The organism is Halorubrum saccharovorum DSM 1137, assembly GCF_000337915.1.
Classification (GTDB): Archaea; Halobacteriota; Halobacteria; order Halobacteriales; family Haloferacaceae; genus Halorubrum; species Halorubrum saccharovorum.
The window spans coordinates 189,222-204,408 of record NZ_AOJE01000070.1; the positions used below are offsets into that span (position 1 = coordinate 189,222).

General features: G+C 69.3%; 16 protein-coding genes. 4 read left to right on the forward strand and 12 right to left on the reverse strand.

Features of this window, described 5'->3' with window-relative positions; translation table 11 throughout:
• Positions 1-23 precede the first annotated feature (23 nt).
• Positions 24-1,058, forward strand: a complete 1,035-nt coding sequence (locus C471_RS15260; protein WP_004050527.1) for a hypothetical protein — start codon at positions 24-26, stop codon at positions 1,056-1,058.
• Positions 1,059-1,104: 46 nt separating this feature from the next.
• Here the strand turns inward: C471_RS15260 and C471_RS15265 are convergent, their stop codons facing one another.
• Positions 1,105-2,250 (reverse strand): acyl-CoA dehydrogenase family protein, encoded by a 1,146-nt coding sequence (locus C471_RS15265; RefSeq protein ID WP_004050528.1) that lies wholly within the window; start codon positions 2,248-2,250, stop codon positions 1,105-1,107.
• Positions 2,251-2,389: 139 nt separating this feature from the next.
• Between C471_RS15265 and C471_RS15270 the strand changes: the two genes are divergently transcribed.
• The gene (locus C471_RS15270; protein ID WP_004050529.1) at positions 2,390-3,187 is read left to right on the forward strand and encodes an RIO1 family regulatory kinase/ATPase domain-containing protein; all 798 of its coding nucleotides are present in this window, start codon (positions 2,390-2,392) and stop codon (positions 3,185-3,187) included.
• Between the two features lie 28 nt (positions 3,188-3,215).
• Here C471_RS15270 and C471_RS15275 read toward each other — a convergent pair whose 3' ends face one another.
• The 6 genes from C471_RS15275 to C471_RS15300 are packed head-to-tail and all read right to left on the reverse strand — an operon-like array spanning position 3,216 to position 9,194.
• Entirely contained in the window at positions 3,216-4,151 is a 936-nt protein-coding gene (locus C471_RS15275) for a DMT family transporter (protein WP_004050530.1), read from the reverse strand.
• A gap of 34 nt (positions 4,152-4,185) precedes the next feature.
• Positions 4,186-4,935, reverse strand: coding sequence for an ABC transporter ATP-binding protein (locus tag C471_RS15280; RefSeq protein WP_004050531.1), 750 nt, complete (start codon positions 4,933-4,935; stop codon positions 4,186-4,188).
• Positions 4,932-5,720 carry an ABC transporter ATP-binding protein gene (locus C471_RS15285; RefSeq protein ID WP_004050532.1) on the reverse strand — a complete coding sequence of 263 codons (789 nt, stop codon included), beginning with the start codon at positions 5,718-5,720 and terminating at the stop codon, positions 4,932-4,934. Before C471_RS15285 ends, C471_RS15280 begins: the two co-directional genes overlap by 4 nt.
• Positions 5,713-6,894 carry a branched-chain amino acid ABC transporter permease gene (locus C471_RS15290; protein ID WP_004050533.1) on the reverse strand — a complete coding sequence of 394 codons (1,182 nt, stop codon included), beginning with the start codon at positions 6,892-6,894 and terminating at the stop codon, positions 5,713-5,715. Before C471_RS15290 ends, C471_RS15285 begins: the two co-directional genes overlap by 8 nt.
• On the reverse strand, positions 6,891-7,850 hold the full coding sequence (locus tag C471_RS15295) for a branched-chain amino acid ABC transporter permease (protein WP_004050534.1): 960 nt from the start codon (positions 7,848-7,850) through the stop codon (positions 6,891-6,893). The genes C471_RS15290 and C471_RS15295 overlap by 4 nt, the downstream gene beginning before the upstream one ends.
• Before the next feature lie 9 nt (positions 7,851-7,859).
• Positions 7,860-9,194 (reverse strand): ABC transporter substrate-binding protein, encoded by a 1,335-nt coding sequence (locus tag C471_RS15300; protein ID WP_004050536.1) that lies wholly within the window; start codon positions 9,192-9,194, stop codon positions 7,860-7,862.
• Between the two features lie 194 nt (positions 9,195-9,388).
• On the opposite strand from C471_RS15300, the gene C471_RS15305 reads away from it, so the two are divergent.
• Positions 9,389-10,261, forward strand: coding sequence for a proline dehydrogenase family protein (locus C471_RS15305; protein ID WP_004050538.1), 873 nt, complete (start codon positions 9,389-9,391; stop codon positions 10,259-10,261).
• A gap of 113 nt (positions 10,262-10,374) precedes the next feature.
• Here the strand turns inward: C471_RS15305 and C471_RS15310 are convergent, their stop codons facing one another.
• Both C471_RS15310 and C471_RS15315 read right to left on the reverse strand, forming a co-directional pair.
• On the reverse strand, positions 10,375-10,554 hold the full coding sequence (locus tag C471_RS15310; protein WP_004050540.1) for a zinc ribbon domain-containing protein: 180 nt from the start codon (positions 10,552-10,554) through the stop codon (positions 10,375-10,377).
• A gap of 78 nt (positions 10,555-10,632) precedes the next feature.
• The gene (locus C471_RS15315; protein WP_004050542.1) at positions 10,633-11,370 is read right to left on the reverse strand and encodes a helix-turn-helix domain-containing protein; all 738 of its coding nucleotides are present in this window, start codon (positions 11,368-11,370) and stop codon (positions 10,633-10,635) included.
• A gap of 89 nt (positions 11,371-11,459) precedes the next feature.
• Here C471_RS15315 and C471_RS15320 point away from each other — a divergent pair, with 89 nt between their 5' ends.
• The gene (locus tag C471_RS15320; protein ID WP_004050543.1) at positions 11,460-12,980 is read left to right on the forward strand and encodes an aldehyde dehydrogenase family protein; all 1,521 of its coding nucleotides are present in this window, start codon (positions 11,460-11,462) and stop codon (positions 12,978-12,980) included.
• Here the strand turns inward: C471_RS15320 and C471_RS15325 are convergent.
• The 3 genes from C471_RS15325 to C471_RS15335 form a co-directional block, all read right to left on the reverse strand.
• Positions 12,977-13,909 carry a transcriptional regulator TbsP domain-containing protein gene (locus tag C471_RS15325; RefSeq protein ID WP_004050545.1) on the reverse strand — a complete coding sequence of 311 codons (933 nt, stop codon included), beginning with the start codon at positions 13,907-13,909 and terminating at the stop codon, positions 12,977-12,979. The two genes, C471_RS15320 and C471_RS15325, sit on opposite strands and share 4 nt — an antisense overlap.
• Before the next feature lie 117 nt (positions 13,910-14,026).
• A complete protein-coding gene (locus C471_RS15330) occupies positions 14,027-14,338 on the reverse strand; it encodes a CGCGG family putative rSAM-modified RiPP protein (RefSeq protein WP_004050547.1) in 312 nt (103 codons plus the stop codon).
• On the reverse strand, positions 14,335-15,084 hold the full coding sequence (locus C471_RS15335) for a helix-turn-helix domain-containing protein (protein ID WP_049909479.1): 750 nt from the start codon (positions 15,082-15,084) through the stop codon (positions 14,335-14,337). Before C471_RS15335 ends, C471_RS15330 begins: the two co-directional genes overlap by 4 nt.
• Positions 15,085-15,187 lie beyond the last annotated feature (103 nt).

A 15,187-nucleotide genomic window follows, 5' to 3' on the forward strand; every position in this document is an offset into this window, starting at 1 on the left:
CGGAACTCGACCACTTCGAGCACGTGACGCTCGCACAGTTCCTCGATCGGTTCGACGGCGCCGACCGATCCATCGTCGTCGTCAACCGCAGCGACCCGGACCCCGTCATGAACATGCTCGTGGACACGTTCGGGGAGGGGGCGGTGAACGTGGTCGACGAAACGGCACGATCGGGTGAGTGCCCGCGCGTCGACCGGGACCGCGGCACCGACACGAACCGGTCCGACTCCCGCGGCGGACTCGCCACCCGGGAGTTCACCACGGACCGGATCGTCGACCGGAACGGGGAGTGTGCGGGGCGGGGCGACGGAAGCTACGGAGCGCCGAACCCCGACGGCACCGGCCCGGTGATCGATGTCGACGCCCTCCGAGAGCACGAGGACGTGCCCTTCGACGGCGACGACCCCGAGGAGTTAGAGAACCTCGCGCTGCTCGTCGAGGGCGACGAGGTGGTCGCGGGGTCGACGCTCGGCGAGCTCGGCGACGCGGTGCTGTTCGTGAACTCGGACCTGTACGTCACCGGGAGCCGGACGCTCGACGACATCGACCTCCCCTCCGTGATCGGGGGGCTCGCCGACACGACGTTCTCCTTGCGCGGGTACCCCGAGTCGAACCGACAGAAGCTCCTCTTAATCACCATCTCGCGGTTCATCGAGCGTGCCGCCTGGATGGCCGGCGACGGCACGCTCCGGTCGTCGTTCCAGCGGCTCTCGCGCCTCGACGACGAGGTCGGCACGCGCCGGGTGTACGAGCGCGTGACCGAGGCGGGCGTCGACACGCACCTCTACGGGGTGCCTGACGACCTCCCGCGCGACCTCGACGCCGTGATCCACGGCGGCGACACGCGGGACTTCACCGACAGCTGGTTCGTGGTGTACCGCCCGCCGGAGGGGCCCCAGTCGCTCGACGCCGACCCCGGAACCGATCTCAAACGAGGGATCGAAAACGGCGTGAGCCTGCTCGCGGTCGAAGTCGAACCCCGAGTCTGGCGCGGGCTCTGGACCTTCGAGCCCGATCGGGTGCGGTCGGTAAACCGGTACATCGAGCGGAACCTGTGACGCGAACGCCGGTCCGCGTCGCCGGACCGATCGCTTCGCGACCTCCTTACAGCCCGAGCTCGCGGCCCAACACGACGTGTTGGATCTCGCTCGTCCCCTCCCCGATCTCCATCAGCTTCGCGTCGCGGTAGAAGCGCTGCGGCGCGAAGTCGGTGGTGTAGCCGTAGCCGCCGAGCGTCTGGACCGCCTCCTCGGCCACCTCGCGGGCCGCCTCGCTGGCGTCGAGCTTCGCCAGCGCCGACTCGCGGGTGACGGACTCGCCGGCGTCGTATCTCGTCGCCGCCTTGTGGGTGAGCAGCCGGGCGCGCTCGGTCTGGCGGTGCATGTGGACCACCTTGTCGCGGATCGCGTCGAACTTCGCGATCGGCTTCCCGAACTGCTCGCGCTCGCCGGCGTACTCCTTGGCCGCCTCGTAGGCCCCCTGCGCGAGCCCGACCGAGAGCGCGGCGATCGAGATCCGCCCGCCGTCGAGCGTCTTCATCGTCTGCGTCCACCCCTCGCCCTCCGCGCCGAGCAGCCGGTCTTCCGGGATCCGCACGTCGTCGAGCGATATCTCGCAGGTGGGCGAGCAGTTGAGCCCCATCTTGTCCCAGACGGTCGTCACCTCGAACCCGCGGTCGTCGGGGTCGACGATGAACGTCGAGATGCCGTCGTAGCCGGCGTCGGGGTCGGTGACGGCCTTCACCAGCACGCTGTTGGCGACGCTCGCGTTCGTGATGAACTGCTTCGTCCCGTTCAGCACGTACTCGCCGGCGTCGGCGTCGTACTCGGCTGTCGTGTCCATGTCCGAGGCGTCGGAGCCGCTGCCGGGCTCCGTGAGCGCCCACGCGCCGAGTTCGCCGCCCTCGGCGAGCGGCCGGAGCCACTCCTCCTTCTGCTCGGGCGTGCCGAACAGCTCGATCGGCTTCGCGCCCAGCGAGGTGTGGGCGGCGTACGAGAGCCCGATCCCGCCGGAGACGCGGCCCAGCTCCTCGGTGACCAGCGCGTACATGAGCTGGTCGCCGCCGAGCCCGCCGTGCTCCTCGGAGACCGGCACGCCCATCATATCGAGGTCGTTGAGATCGGCGAACACCTCCTCGGGGAACCGGTGTTCGTCCTCGATCGCCTGGGCGATGGGCCGGATCTCCTCCTCGCAGAACTCGCGAACGGTGTCCCGGATCATCCGGTGTTCTGCGGGTAGCTCGAAGTCCATAGGCAAGAATTGCGACGCGGCGATATAAACGGCACGAACGACCATTATCGATCGCGTGTGACGACGCGTCGCCCTCTTCGTCCCGGTCTCTCGGGCTCCGACGTGACCATTTATGAGCCGCGGTCGCCTCAGACCGTCCATGGAGCTCCGCCGGATCGTGCGCGGTCACGTGGACTGGCCCGACATCGAGCGGGTCGTCCGCGAGCTGGCGGACCGGTACGACCGCGACGAGATGCGGGTGCGCTTCCTCGACGCCGACAACTGGCTGTCGACGCCGATGGTGGTCGACGACGACCTGTTCGTGAAGGTGATCACCCGACAGAACACGCTCGTCCACGCGCTGTTCACCACCGGACGCAACCTCGGCGCCTTCTCCGCGGGCACCGAGGGCTTCTTCGAGCGCTACGAGACCCCCTACGAGATGGCGCGCCACGAGCTGGAGGCGACCCGGAAGGTCCGCGCGATCGGCGTCAACGCCCCGGAGCCGATCGAGGCGCTGGAGGTCGGCCACCTCGGCGTCGTGGTGCTGGAGTACCTCCCCGAGTTCCGGACGCTCGACGAGCTCGGCACCGCGGACGTGGCCGCGCTCGCCCCGGCGCTGTTCGCCACGCTCCGGACGATCCACGACGCCGGGCTCGCCCACGGCGACCTCCGAGCGGAGAACGTCCTGGTGCGCGACGGGGAACTCTACGTCATCGACGCGACGAGCGTGAGCGAGGAGGGCCGCGAGTCGGCGCGGTCGTACGACCTCGCGAGCGCCCTCGCCGCGCTGGAACCCCTGATCGGCGCGGCTGAGGCGGTCGACGCCGCGCTCGACAGCTACTCGACCGACGAGATTCTGGCCGCCCGCCGGTTCCTCGACTTCGTCGCGATCCGGCCCGACCACGAGTTCGACGCCGCCGGGCTCACCGGCGAACTGGAGAAGCGGGCGACGTGAGACGGGGCGGGATGGGGGGAGACACGCGTCACTCCGCGGCGGCGTCCGTCGCCTCGTCGGTCGTTCCCGCGCGCTCTCGGCTCACCGCCCAGATCCCAGCGGTCATCAGCGCGCCGCCGACGAGGAACCCCGGTCCGAGCGCCTCGCCGAGCAGCGCCGCGCCGAGCGCCGCCCCGACCGCGGGCTGTGCGAAGAAGAAGACGGCGACCGTTCCCGCGGGCACGTACTCCAACCCCTTGTACCAGAGGAACCACGCGGCCGCCGTCGCCCCCAGCCCGAGGTATAACACGGCGGCGACCGACTCGGCGGTGAGGGGGATGTCGGCCGGCGAGAGACCGAGGTACCACAGCTCTCCGACGGCGAGGACGCCGAGCATCGGGACGCTCGCCAGCGAGGAGTACGTCGCCGCCCGCAGCGCGCCGTGGCGCCTGACCGCCGGTAGCCCCCAGACGGTGTAGCCGGCCCACGCCGCGCTGCCGATCAGGAGGAGCGCCACGCCGACGGCGTTTCCGGCGGCCATCGATCCCACGTCGTACTGGCCGGCGAGGACGACGGCGGTCCCGACGCCGGCGACGGTCATCCCGCCGGCCTTCGTCGCCGTGATGCGCTCGCCGAGCACGGCCGCCCCGAGCAGCACCGTGAACACGGGGGTGAGAACCGTCAGAAGCGACCCCTGACTGGCGTTCGTCAGCTCCGTGCCGACGAACTGGGTCGCTATCGTCAGCGTCACCCAGCCGCCCAGCGCGACGAACGCCGGCCACTCGTCGCGAGAGGGCGCCGGATCGCCGCGACCGGCGACGACGAGCCAGAGCGCGCCGGCGCCGACGACGACCCGGAGGAACCCGAGCGTCACCGGCGGGACCAGCGCGAACCCCCACTTGCTGACGACGTACATGCCGCCCCACAGCGCCGCGGCTACGAGGGGCGCGAGCGCGAACGCGTACCGTCCGAGGGGCGGTGTCATGCGATGGAGAGCGAAGCCGAGCGCGGGAGGGGACTCAGCCGCCGAGGTACAGCTGGGAGACCTCCTCGTCGTTGAGCAGTTCCTCCGGCGTGCCCTCGAACCGGACCGTCCCCTGATCGAGGACGTACCCGCGGTCGGAGATGCCGAGTCCCTTCGTCACGTTCTGTTCGACCATCAGGATCGCGGTGTCCATGTCGTTGACCTCCTGTACGTCCTCGAACACGTCGTCGGCCGTGTTGGGCGCGAGCCCGGCGGACGGCTCGTCGATGAGCAGCACGTCGGGCTCCATCACGAGGGCCCGGGCGAACGCCAGCACTTGGCGCTGGCCGCCCGAGAGCGTCTTGGCCTTCGCGGTCCGCTTCCGGTCGATGATCGGGAACCGGTCGTACAGCGTCTCGATCACCTCATCGAGGCCGCCGTCGCGGGCGACGCCGCCCATCCGGAGGTTCTCGTCGATCGTCAACGAGCCGAACACGTTGTCGGTCTGGGGGACGTAGCCGATCCCCTCGCGGACGATCTCCTCGGGCGCCATCCCGCCGATGTCGCGGCCGTGGTACTCGACCGTCCCCGTCCACGGCGTCAACATCCCGAACGCCGTCTTGAGGACGGTCGACTTCCCGGCCCCGTTCGGGCCGACGAGACAGACGATCTCTCCCGGGTCGAGCCGGATCGAGAGGTCGTCGAGCACCTGCACCTCGCCGTACCCGCTGTCGACGCCCGACAGCGAGAGCACGGGACCGGATCCGTCGGTGGCCCCTGCGGGCCGGGTGGTGTCGTCGCTCATGTGCCGCCTCCGAGGTACGCGTCGATGACGCGATCGTCGCTCCGGACCTCCTCCGGGGAGCCCTCCGTCAGGACGCTCCCCTGGTCCAAGACGACGATCGGGTCGGCCAGGTCCATCACGAACTCCATGTCGTGTTCGATCAGCAGGAACGTCGTCCCCTGCTCGTTGAGCCGCCGGATCTGGTCTTTGAGCTTCTTCGCCAGCGTCGGGTTCACCCCCGCGACGGGCTCGTCGAGCAGTAACACCTCCGGCTCGGCGAGCATCGCGCGCGCGAGCTCGACGAGCTTCATCTGCCCGCCGGAGATGTCGGTCGCGGGCTGGGTCGCGAGGTGGTCGATCTCGAACTCCTCCAAGATCCGCTCTGCCTCGGCGAGGTTCGTCGACTCTCTCTCGGCGACCGTCCCGGGCGCCGCGAACAGCTTGACGAAGGACTCGCCGGGCTGGTTCCGCGGCCCGACGAGCATCGCCTCGCGGACCGTCATCCCCTCCAGCTTCCGGGGCGTCTGGAACGTCCGGATGAGCCCGTGATCGGCCACCTGATACGGCTCCATCCCGGTCACGTCGGTCTCGTTCACTTCCACGGTGCCGCCGTCCGGCTCGTAGAAGCCGGAGATCAGGTTAAAGAGGGTCGACTTCCCGGCGCCGTTCGGGCCGATGAGCCCGGTTATCGTGCCGCGCTCGACCGCGAACGACGCGTGGTCGGTCGCGGCGAGGCCGCCGAACGACTTCTGGAGGTCGTCGACGCGGAGGACGGCGTCCTGCTTGGGGAGCGCGCCCTCACTCATTGCTACCACCCCCCTTCTGTTCGCGGACGCCGCTGTCCGGCGTCTCGGGGGTTCCGCCCCCGTCGACGGCGCTCGGCCAGATCAGCTCCCGCTGCGGCGGGAGGATCCCCTGTGGCCGGTAGCGCATGACCGCGACGATCACGACCCCGATCAACAGCAGCCGCAGCGGCGCGGGGTCGATCGGCAGCGCCACGTCGTTGAGGAAGCGCGTCCCCTCGCGGATGGTGACGATGACGATGCCACCGAACAGCGCCCCGCGGTTGGAGCCGCTGCCGCCGAGGATCACCGCGACCCACGCGTAGAACGTCGTGATCGGGTCGAGATCGCCCGGCCCGACGTAGAGGTTCAGGTGGGTGTAGAACACGCCGGCCAGCGCCATGATCAGGCTGCCGAGGATGAACGACTGCATCTTGAACGAGTAGGTGTTCTTCCCCAGCGCCCTCGCGAGGTCCTCGTCCGAGCGTATCGTCCGCAGCACTCGCCCCCAGGGGGAGCGGTGCGCGCGGCGCAAGACGAGGTACGTCACTCCGGCGAACGTGAGCACGAGCATCACGTTCAGCAGCGACTGCCAGAACGACGTTTCAAGGAGTATCGGCGACCCGGGGATCACCACCAGCCGAAGCCCCGGCATCGCCTCCGGGAACGTCGAGAGCACCGGCCACCCCTGGAAGAAGCTCGGGATCCCGCGGAGCCCCGCGCTCCCGTTCGTCAGCCAGCGCTCGTTGAGCACGATCAGCCGGACGACCTCCGCCAGTCCGAGCGAGGCGATCGCGAGGTAGTCGGCCCGGAGCCGGAGCGTCGGGATCCCGATGAGCAGCGCCAGCACGAACGCGACGACGAGCGCCACGACGAGCCCGACGAGCGGGTTGAACCCGCCCGCGATCGGCGAGCTGTCGGCGGTCATCAGCGCGGAGCCGTAGGCGCCGATCCCGAAGAACGCGGCGACGCTGAAGTTGATCAGCCCGGTGAACCCCCACTGGGCGTTCAGTCCGAACGAGAGTAGCGCGTACATCCCGGCGAGTCCGACGAGGAACAGGAAGTACGTCGGCCCGAGCGCGCCGGTGAGCAGCGCGGCGAGCAGGAACAGCGCGAACGCGGCGCTGACGCCGAGCACCCATCTCTCGGGGCGACTCAGCTCCGTCAGAGATCCCCTCGCGCCGTCGAGGAGGCTCATGTCGCCCCCTCCCCGGCGATCCCGTTCGGCCGGACCAACAGCACGACGACCATGATCACGAACGCGATCGCGTTGGCGTACTCGATGCTGATCAGGCCCCGCACGATCGCCGCGAGCCACCCCGGCCAGATCGGGAGCGCTTCGACCACGTTGGAGAAGAACGGCGTTAGCTGGTTTATCATGCCGATGAGGAAGCCGCCTGCCATCGCGCCGTAGACGGAGCCGATCCCGCCGAGGATCACCGCCGCGAAGATGACCAGGAGGAGGTTGAACCCCATCCGCGGCGAGAGCTGGTTGAAGAGTCCGAGGAACACGCCGCCCGCGCCGGCGAGCCCGGCACCGATGACCCACGTCCACAGCTTGACCCGCTTCGTTCGGATCCCGCTGACCCGGGCGAGGTCCGGGTTGTCGGCCATCGCGCGCATCTTCCGGCCGAGGTCGGTGTACTGCAACAGGACGTGCAGCCCCCCGACCAGCACGACTGCCGAGCCGACGATCGCCACGTCGTGCAGCGTCACGCGGACGCCGTACGGCACGAGGGACTCGATCGGGCGCAGCGGCTGGATCCCGAACCGGGTAAAGTCGGAGCCGAACCGGATCTGGATCACCGCGCGGTAGATGAAGGCGATCCCGATCGACGTGATCAACAGGCCGATCGAGTCGACGTCGAGCGGTTCGTAGATGAGCTTCTCGGTGCCGACCGCGACGACCGCCGCGACTGCGATCCCGACGACTAAGGCGAGGAAGAAGCCGTACGGAAGCCCCAACACCGCGCCGCCGAGCCCGCCGACGGCGCCGAACGTCACGAGCGCCGCGTACGCGCCGATAGTCATCGTGTCGCCGTGCGCGAAGTTCGCGAAGTCCGCGATGCTGTACACCAGCGACAGGCCGATGCTGCCGAGGACGATGATGCTGCTGAAGACCAGCCCGTTAGCCAAGTATCCGAGGACGGTCATCGGTGTCGATTACCCTTCGACGAAGTCGATGCCTTCGTACGCGTGGTCCTGGACCTCCAAGACCTGAAGGAAGCCGACCGGGTCCCCGTTCTCGTCGAAGTCGATGGGACCGCTGACGCCCTGGTAGTCGACGTCGTCCGGACCGCCGCCGTCGGCGAGGATCTGGCTGGCGGCCTCGAAGGAGGTCACTTCCTCGCCGTCGGGCCCGGAGACGCGCCGGACGGTGTCCCGGAGCGCCGAGCCGGTGAACTCGTCCGCGGCCTGGATCGCGAGCGCGGCGTTTATCACGCAGTCGTAGGCGTACGCCGCCCACGATGTCGGCTGTTGGTCGTACTCCGACTCGAAGGCGTCCGCGAACGACTGGTAGTTCTCCTCCTCGACCGGCGCGGAGGGGACGACGATCTTCATACCCTCCATGCTCCCCTCCGGCGTGTTCTCGATCACGTTGTCGCCGGAGACGGAGTCGGCGCCGTAGAACTGCGCCTCGTAGCCCGACGAGTACACCTCGTTGACCATCGTCGCGAACTCCGCCTGGTAGGTGATGAACAGCCACGCGTCTGCGCCGGAGCTGTCCATCTCGGAGATGACCCCCGAGTAGGACTGCTGTTCCTGGTCGTGCGGGTTGTTGTACGCGATGTCGCCCTCCCAGGCGTTGACGAACGCGTCGGTGAGGCTCTGCCCGTAGTCGTTGTTGACGTAGGTGATCGCCACCTCGTCGTAGCCGTCGTCGGAGATGATGTTCGAGAGCGCGAGCGACTGGCTGCGTCCCGACGGCGACATCCGGAGCAGGCCGGGGAAGTCCGTGAGGTTGAGCCCCGTGGAGTTCTGGCTCAGCTGGACCACGTCGGTGTCCTGCACGACGCTCTCGTAGATCGCGAGCGAGACGCCGGAGCCGACCGCGCCGATGAGGAACGGGACCCCGTCCTGGTTGACGAGCTTCTGGGCGGCCGCGATGCCGCCCTGGTTCTCGCTCTCGGAGTCCTCGACGATCAGATCGAGTTCGCGCCCGTCGATCTCGACCTCGTTGACCCGCTGTAAGGCGAGGTCGACGCCGCGCTGGTTCCGCTCGCCGAACGCCGACAGCGACCCGGTCAGCGAGTCGACCATCCCGATCTGGTACGGGCCGGTGTCGCCGCCGTCGCTCCCGTCGTCGCCGTCGGTTCCGTCTCCGCCGTCGCTCCCGTCAGACCCGTCTCCGCCGTCGCCCCCGTCGGACCCGTCTCCGCCGTCGCTCCCGTCGGACCCGTCCCCCCCGTCGTCGGTCGTGCTGAGACAGCCCGAGAGCGCGGCGACGCCCGCCCCGCCCGTCAGTTTCAGCAGCGTTCTCCGGTCGGTCAGGTCCATGCTATTTCGTGACATATGTTACCTGTAGTTTCCGTGGACGTACGGGCATCTGAAACCCTACCCGTCCATGGTCGGTTGGGACGTATAGCTCCTCTCGCACGGCGCGATAGCTCCACGCACGTTATATTCTCATATATTCTGTGGAATTATTGGTCGGGTGCCCTTATATCCCCGTCGGGCGCCCCGATGATCGTATGATCCCGCCTATCGCGAGCAACTTCGTCGCCGGCGAGACGCCGGAGGCCGCGCTCGCGCACGTCGAAACGCTCAACGACCGGGGCGTGTCCGGCATTCTGAACCTCCTCGGCGAGCACTACGAGGAGCGTCCTCCCGCCGACGCCGACGCCGACGCGTACGTCGACCTCGTCGAGGCGATCGCCGACCGGGAGCTCGACGCCTGCGTCTCCGTCAAGCCGAGCCAGATCGGGCTCGACATCGGCGACGACGCCTTCCGAGAGAACCTCGCGCGGATCGTGGAGGCGGCCGACGACTCCGGGCCGGACGAGGCGGGGAGCGCGGGGACCTTCGTCTGGATCGACATGGAGGACCACGACACCACCGACGTGACGCTCGACGCGTTCGAGCGCCACGCGACCGCGACCGACGGCAACGTCGGCGTCTGCGTGCAAGCGAACCTGAAGCGCACGCGCGAGGACCTCGAACGGCTCGCCGACCTCCCCGGCAAGGTCCGGCTCGTGAAGGGCGCGTACGACGAGCCCGCGGAAATCGCCTACCGGGAGAAGTCCCGCGTCGACGAGGCGTACCGCGACTGCCTCGCGTACATGTTCGAGGCGTTCGACGACGGGGTCGCCGTCGGCAGCCACGACCCCGCGATGATCGAGCACGCGAAGGACCTCCACGCGGAACACGGGACGCCCTACGAGGTCCAGATGCTGATGGGCGTCCGCGAGGGGGAACAGTTCGACCTCGCCGCCGACCCCGAGACCGACGCGGAGGTGTACCAGTACATCCCGTACGGCTCCAAGTGGTTCTCGTACTTCTACCGGCGGGTGCGGGAGCGCAAGTCGAACGCGCTGTTCGCGCTGCGGGCGGTCGTCGGGCGCTGAGCGCCCCGGTCAGCGATCGGCGATCGGAGAGCGGCGGTCGACCTCCGCCGAAATCGGATATTGCAGCCCGTCCGGAGCGGTCGGTCGCAAACCGGGCGAGACGGCGGAGGCGACTACTCCTCCGTCTCCGTCGACCCGACTATCTCCGCTCCGCACTCCGGACAGTGTTCGTGTGCGCTATCGAACTCCTCGTCGCACGCGGGACACCGGAACGTCTCGGCGCCGTCGGCCGCGTTCTCCGCGGTCCGCTTGAACTTCTCTACCTGCCGCCCGATCTCGGTGAACAGTCCCATGAGTCTCTCAACTAAGGGAACCGCGAGCCAAAAGCGTTCGCCGAGGATTTCAACGAGGCGGCGATCGGCGATCGACGGTCACGGGTCCAGAAGCTTCGACTCCGCCTTCCGGAGGTGTTCGAGCAGCGTCGTCTTCGACACGTCGAGGTCGTCGGCCAGCTCGCGCGTCGACGCCTCTCGGGGCCACTCGTAGTACCCCGCCTCGCGGGCGTGTTCGTACACCTCGCGCTGGGTGGTGGTGAGCGTGTCGAGCCGCTGTTCGCGGGGCGACCGTCCGGGCTGGCCCGACGACGACATCGACTGGACGGTCACCTCCGCGCCCGCGCTCTCCTGGACCGCGTCGAGCGACTCCCGGATATCCGTGCGCTCGCCCACGAAACACACCTGCCACTCCTCGCGGCCGTCCTCGATCCGGACCGGCGCGCTGTGGACGAAGCCGTGTTCGAGCAGGGTCGGACACAGCATGTCCGCGGGGTCGTACTCCAGGAAGAACTCGCGCACGACGTTTCCGGGCGCGTCTCGCGCGCGGCCGAACCGCTCTTGCAGCTCGAGGAGCTCTCCCGCGCGGTCGGACGCGCGGATCGCGTCGAGCAGTTCCTCGACCTCCTCGTTCGTGTCCGCGAAGGCAGTGAACAGTCCGTTCACCGAGTTCGGCGCGTCGCCGGTCGCCTTCGGGGAGTTGTAGATCGCGTGGGCGAGGACGCCGCCGTCGGTCCGGCCCGTCGCCTCGATCGCCCAGCAGTTCGGGTGCCACAGATCGAGGGTGAGTCGCGTGCCGGACCACTCCTCGTTCCTCCCTGGGTCGCTGATTGCCATTACTACCCTCTCTGTGGCACCGCATCACAAAGACTCTGCCGACCATGGTCGGGTGGGATATTTGGACGTGGCGGCGGAAACGAACGCCCATGTCGGACCCGTATCAACACTACATCGACGGCGAGTGGGTCTCGGGCACGGGCTCGGAGACCTTCGAGAGCGAGAACCCGGCGACCGGCGAGACGCTCGGCGCGTTCGAGCGCGGGACGCCCGAAGACGTCGAGACGGCGGTCGACGCCGCCGACGCGGCGTTCGAGGAGTGGCGCGAGCTCTCCCGGATCCAGCGCGCGGAGTACCTCTGGGACGTGTACCACGAGCTGCGCGAGCGGACGGACGAGCTCGGGCAGGTAGTCACGAAGGAGTGCGGGAAAGAGATCTCCGAGGGGAAAGCCGACGTGGTCGAGGCCGCCCACATGGTCGAGTGGGCCGCCGGCGACGCCCGCCACCCGAAGGGCGACATCGTCCCCTCCGAGATCCCCGCGAAGGACGCGTACATGCGCCGGACGCCCCGCGGCGTCACGGGCTGTATCACCCCGTGGAACTTCCCGGTCGCGATCCCCTACTGGCACATGGCCATCGCGCTGGTCGAGGGGAACACCGTCGTGTTCAAGCCCGCCGAGCAGACCCCGTGGTGCGCGCAGATCATCGCGGAGATGTTCGACGACGCCGGGATTCCCGACGGCGTGTTCAACATGGTCCAGGGGTTCGGCGACGCCGGCAACGCGATCGTCGAGCACGAGGCCGTCGAGACCGTCCTCTTCACCGGCTCCGCCGAGGTCGGCCACCACATCCAGGACAAGCTCGGCGGCGTCGCCGGCAAGCGCGCCGCCTGCGAGATGGGCGGCAAGAACGCGATCGTGGTCACCGAGGAGGCGGACCTCGACACCGCGGTCCACTCCGCGGTGATGTCGTCGTTTAAGACGACCGGGCAGCGCTGCGTCTCCTCCGAGCGCCTGATCGTCCACACCGACGTGTACGACGAGTTCAAAGAGCGGTTCGTCGAGGTCGCCGAGTCGGTCGCCGTCGGCGACCCCCTCCGGGAGGACACGTTCATGGGGCCGCTCATCGAGCGCGAGCACTTCGAGAAGGTGTCGGAGTACAACCGGCTCGCGCGCGACGAGGGCGTGAACGTGCTCGTCGACCGGACCGAACTCGACGCCGACGAGGTCCCCGACGGCCACGAGGACGGCCACTGGATCGGCCCGTTCGTCTACGAGGCCGACCCCGACGCCGACCTCCGATGTACCCACGAGGAGGTGTTCGGGCCGCACGTCGCGCTCTTGGAGTACGACGGCGACATCGAGCGCGCGGTCGAGATCCAGAACGACACCGACTACGGGCTCGCCGGCGCCATCGTCTCCGAGAACTACCGGCAGATCAACTACTACCGCGACCACGCCGAGCTCGGGTTAGCGTACGGCAACCTCCCCTGTATCGGCGCGGAGGTCCAGCTCCCCTTCGGCGGCGTCAAGAAGTCCGGCAACGGCTACCCCTCGGCCCGAGAGGCCATCGAGGCGGTCACCGACCGCACCGCGTGGACGCTGAACAACTCCAAGGAGATCGAGATGGCGCAGGGGCTCTCCGCGGACATCAAGACGAAGGACGACTAGGCGTCGCCGTCGACTCCTTCCTTCCCCCTTTCGCGAAGCGATTCGAGGGCCGACAGAGCCGCCGCCAGCGACGACGCGTCCGCCAGCGCGCCGCGCGCGACGAGCCGCTGTCGGGGGCGCCCCACCGGCTGCGAGACCGGCTCCGTCCCGAGGAGCTCGGCCTCGACGAACTTCCGTTTTATCCGGGTGAACGTCGCCGCGCTCCCGAGCCCGGCGTCCTCGCAGGCGCGTCGCAGATCGCGATCGAGCGCGCCGCGGCGCGCGCCGGCGGCGTACGTCCGGATCCGAGCCCCGCCGCGGTCGAGGGGAGCGGAGCCGGGCTGGTCCCCGTCGATCAGCCGCACGGCCTCGTCCGCGACCGCGCCCCCGCACCGCTCTCGGAGCGCCCCGTACAGCCGATGACGGCTGGGGGTGCGAATTCGCTCTCGCTCCGCCTCCGCGGCGAGGGCGTCGTAGCGGTCGCGGAGCGTCGGATCGCTGCCGATCCGGCACCACGGCCCGTCGTCACCGGCGTCGCCGTGTTCGTCTACCGCCGCGACGAGGACGCAGCCGTCGGACCGCCCCGCGAGAACGGCGTTGGGCTGGGGCTCCGTGAGCGTTCGCAGGTCCCAGACCCCCGGCTCCACGAGCGCCGCGAGCCGGCTGGCCGGGTGAAACGGGTCCGCGACCGCGTCGACGGCCCGATCCCGCGCCAGCAGCGTGAGCGTCGGGAGGTCGGCGGCCGGCGAGAGGGGGTCGTGGTCGGGCCGGGCGCCGGCGCGCAGCGCGTCGAGGTCGGGATCGACCGCCGCGGGCGCGGCGTCTCGGTAGGCTGCCGCGAGGGCCGCTAGAAGCGACGGACCGGGGTCGACGACGATCGGGTCCGCGAACGATCCGATCGCGGCGACCCCGTCCGCGAGCGGGAGGGTCGGGGACGAGGGGGACGTCACTGCTCGGAATCTCCGTCTCGGCCAAAATAAGCGTGGTGGCGGGCGGTGACCGCTCGGGGGCCCGCGTCCGGGATCGGCGGCCTGTCCGTCGGTCGCCGGTCATCCCCCGATCGGTGGTCAGGCCACCTGTACGCGGGTGACGTGGCCGCCGCAGCCGCACTGCTCGACGTACTCGGGGTCGAGGGCATACTCCCGTTCGATCGCGTCGTAGAGGAACTCCTCGGGATGCCCGAGGTCGCCGTGCGTGACCAGGTTGACGTGGTTGCCCGCCGTCGTGTGATCGATGGCGGCCAGCGCGTCGCGGACCGCCAGGTCGGCGTCGTCCGCGTACTTCGGCTTCTCGAGGTTCGCCGACCAGGAGTTGTCGTGTACCTCGTCGGTGATCGGTTCGGCGGTCTCGTCGTGGTCGTGGCTGTCTGTGTCGCTCATGAGTGGTAGGTCTGGGGGCTCGTCGCCGGTTCCGCGTCGCTCTCGGCGTCGAGATCCGCACCGCCGTCGGCGCCCGTGTCGGCGCCGGCCGCGTCCGCATCGTCTTCGAGCGGTCGGTTCGGGAGGTCGTCGACGAACTCGCGGACCACGGTTCGCTCGACCCGCTGAAGCGTCTCGCTGCACGTCGACTTCGCGATCCCGAGGTGGTCCGCGACCTCGGTCAGGGTAGACCGACGCGGCACGTCGTAGTACCCCAGCTCTACGGCCGTGAGCAGGAGCTCCTGCTGGCGGTCCGTCAGCAGCCGGACCGGATCGACGCGCTGGCGGACGCGCTCGACCTCGTACTCCAGTCCCAGTTCGTCGAACCGCTTACCGAGCGCCGCGACGCGCTCGTGCTCGCCGGTGACGTCGACCTCGGCCACGCCGTTCTCGATGTCGAGCGGCATCTCGATCGGGAGCCCCGAGCGCTTCGCGGCGACCAGGAGCAGCGGGGCGTTCGTCTCGATCCGGACGGTCGCGACCCCGTCGCCCCGCGCCATCACCGACACCTTCGAGAGCGCCTCGTGGTCTCGCATCGCCGCGAGCACGGCGTCGGCGTCGCGAGCCGTCAGTCTGAGCAGCGCGAAGCCGGCGCTCTCGTCCGGCACCGCGGTGAGCACGCGGAACCCGGCGTCCGGGAAGGCGCGCGAAACGTCGGCTATCCACGGTCCGTCGGGCAAATCGACCAGTAGGCGTGCCTGTGGCATGGGTTATCAGCGGATGGGGTCGGGGGTCGTCATTTTTCGGTCAGTGTGCGTCCGGATGCGGTCGCGTTCCTGCGCTGCCGTAGCGTGCGTTCGGTCCGTCACT

What these genes read in the sequence shown, in the direction of transcription:
- C471_RS15265 (WP_004050528.1), bottom strand. Translation starts at nt 2,250, where the DNA reads ATGGACTTCGAGCTACCCGCAGAACACCGGATGATCCGGGACACCGTT.
- C471_RS15270 (WP_004050529.1), top strand. Translation starts at nt 2,390, where the DNA reads ATGGAGCTCCGCCGGATCGTGCGCGGTCACGTGGACTGGCCCGACATC.
- C471_RS15275 (WP_004050530.1), bottom strand. Translation starts at nt 4,151, where the DNA reads ATGACACCGCCCCTCGGACGGTACGCGTTCGCGCTCGCGCCCCTCGTA.
- C471_RS15280 (WP_004050531.1), bottom strand. Translation starts at nt 4,935, where the DNA reads ATGAGCGACGACACCACCCGGCCCGCAGGGGCCACCGACGGATCCGGT.
- C471_RS15285 (WP_004050532.1), bottom strand. Translation starts at nt 5,720, where the DNA reads ATGAGTGAGGGCGCGCTCCCCAAGCAGGACGCCGTCCTCCGCGTCGAC.
- C471_RS15290 (WP_004050533.1), bottom strand. Translation starts at nt 6,894, where the DNA reads ATGAGCCTCCTCGACGGCGCGAGGGGATCTCTGACGGAGCTGAGTCGC.
- C471_RS15295 (WP_004050534.1), bottom strand. Translation starts at nt 7,850, where the DNA reads ATGACCGTCCTCGGATACTTGGCTAACGGGCTGGTCTTCAGCAGCATC.
- C471_RS15300 (WP_004050536.1), bottom strand. Translation starts at nt 9,194, where the DNA reads ATGGACCTGACCGACCGGAGAACGCTGCTGAAACTGACGGGCGGGGCG.
- C471_RS15305 (WP_004050538.1), top strand. Translation starts at nt 9,389, where the DNA reads ATGATCCCGCCTATCGCGAGCAACTTCGTCGCCGGCGAGACGCCGGAG.
- C471_RS15310 (WP_004050540.1), bottom strand. Translation starts at nt 10,554, where the DNA reads ATGGGACTGTTCACCGAGATCGGGCGGCAGGTAGAGAAGTTCAAGCGG.
- C471_RS15315 (WP_004050542.1), bottom strand. Translation starts at nt 11,370, where the DNA reads ATGGCAATCAGCGACCCAGGGAGGAACGAGGAGTGGTCCGGCACGCGA.
- C471_RS15320 (WP_004050543.1), top strand. Translation starts at nt 11,460, where the DNA reads ATGTCGGACCCGTATCAACACTACATCGACGGCGAGTGGGTCTCGGGC.
- C471_RS15330 (WP_004050547.1), bottom strand. Translation starts at nt 14,338, where the DNA reads ATGAGCGACACAGACAGCCACGACCACGACGAGACCGCCGAACCGATC.
- C471_RS15335 (WP_049909479.1), bottom strand. Translation starts at nt 15,084, where the DNA reads ATGCCACAGGCACGCCTACTGGTCGATTTGCCCGACGGACCGTGGATA.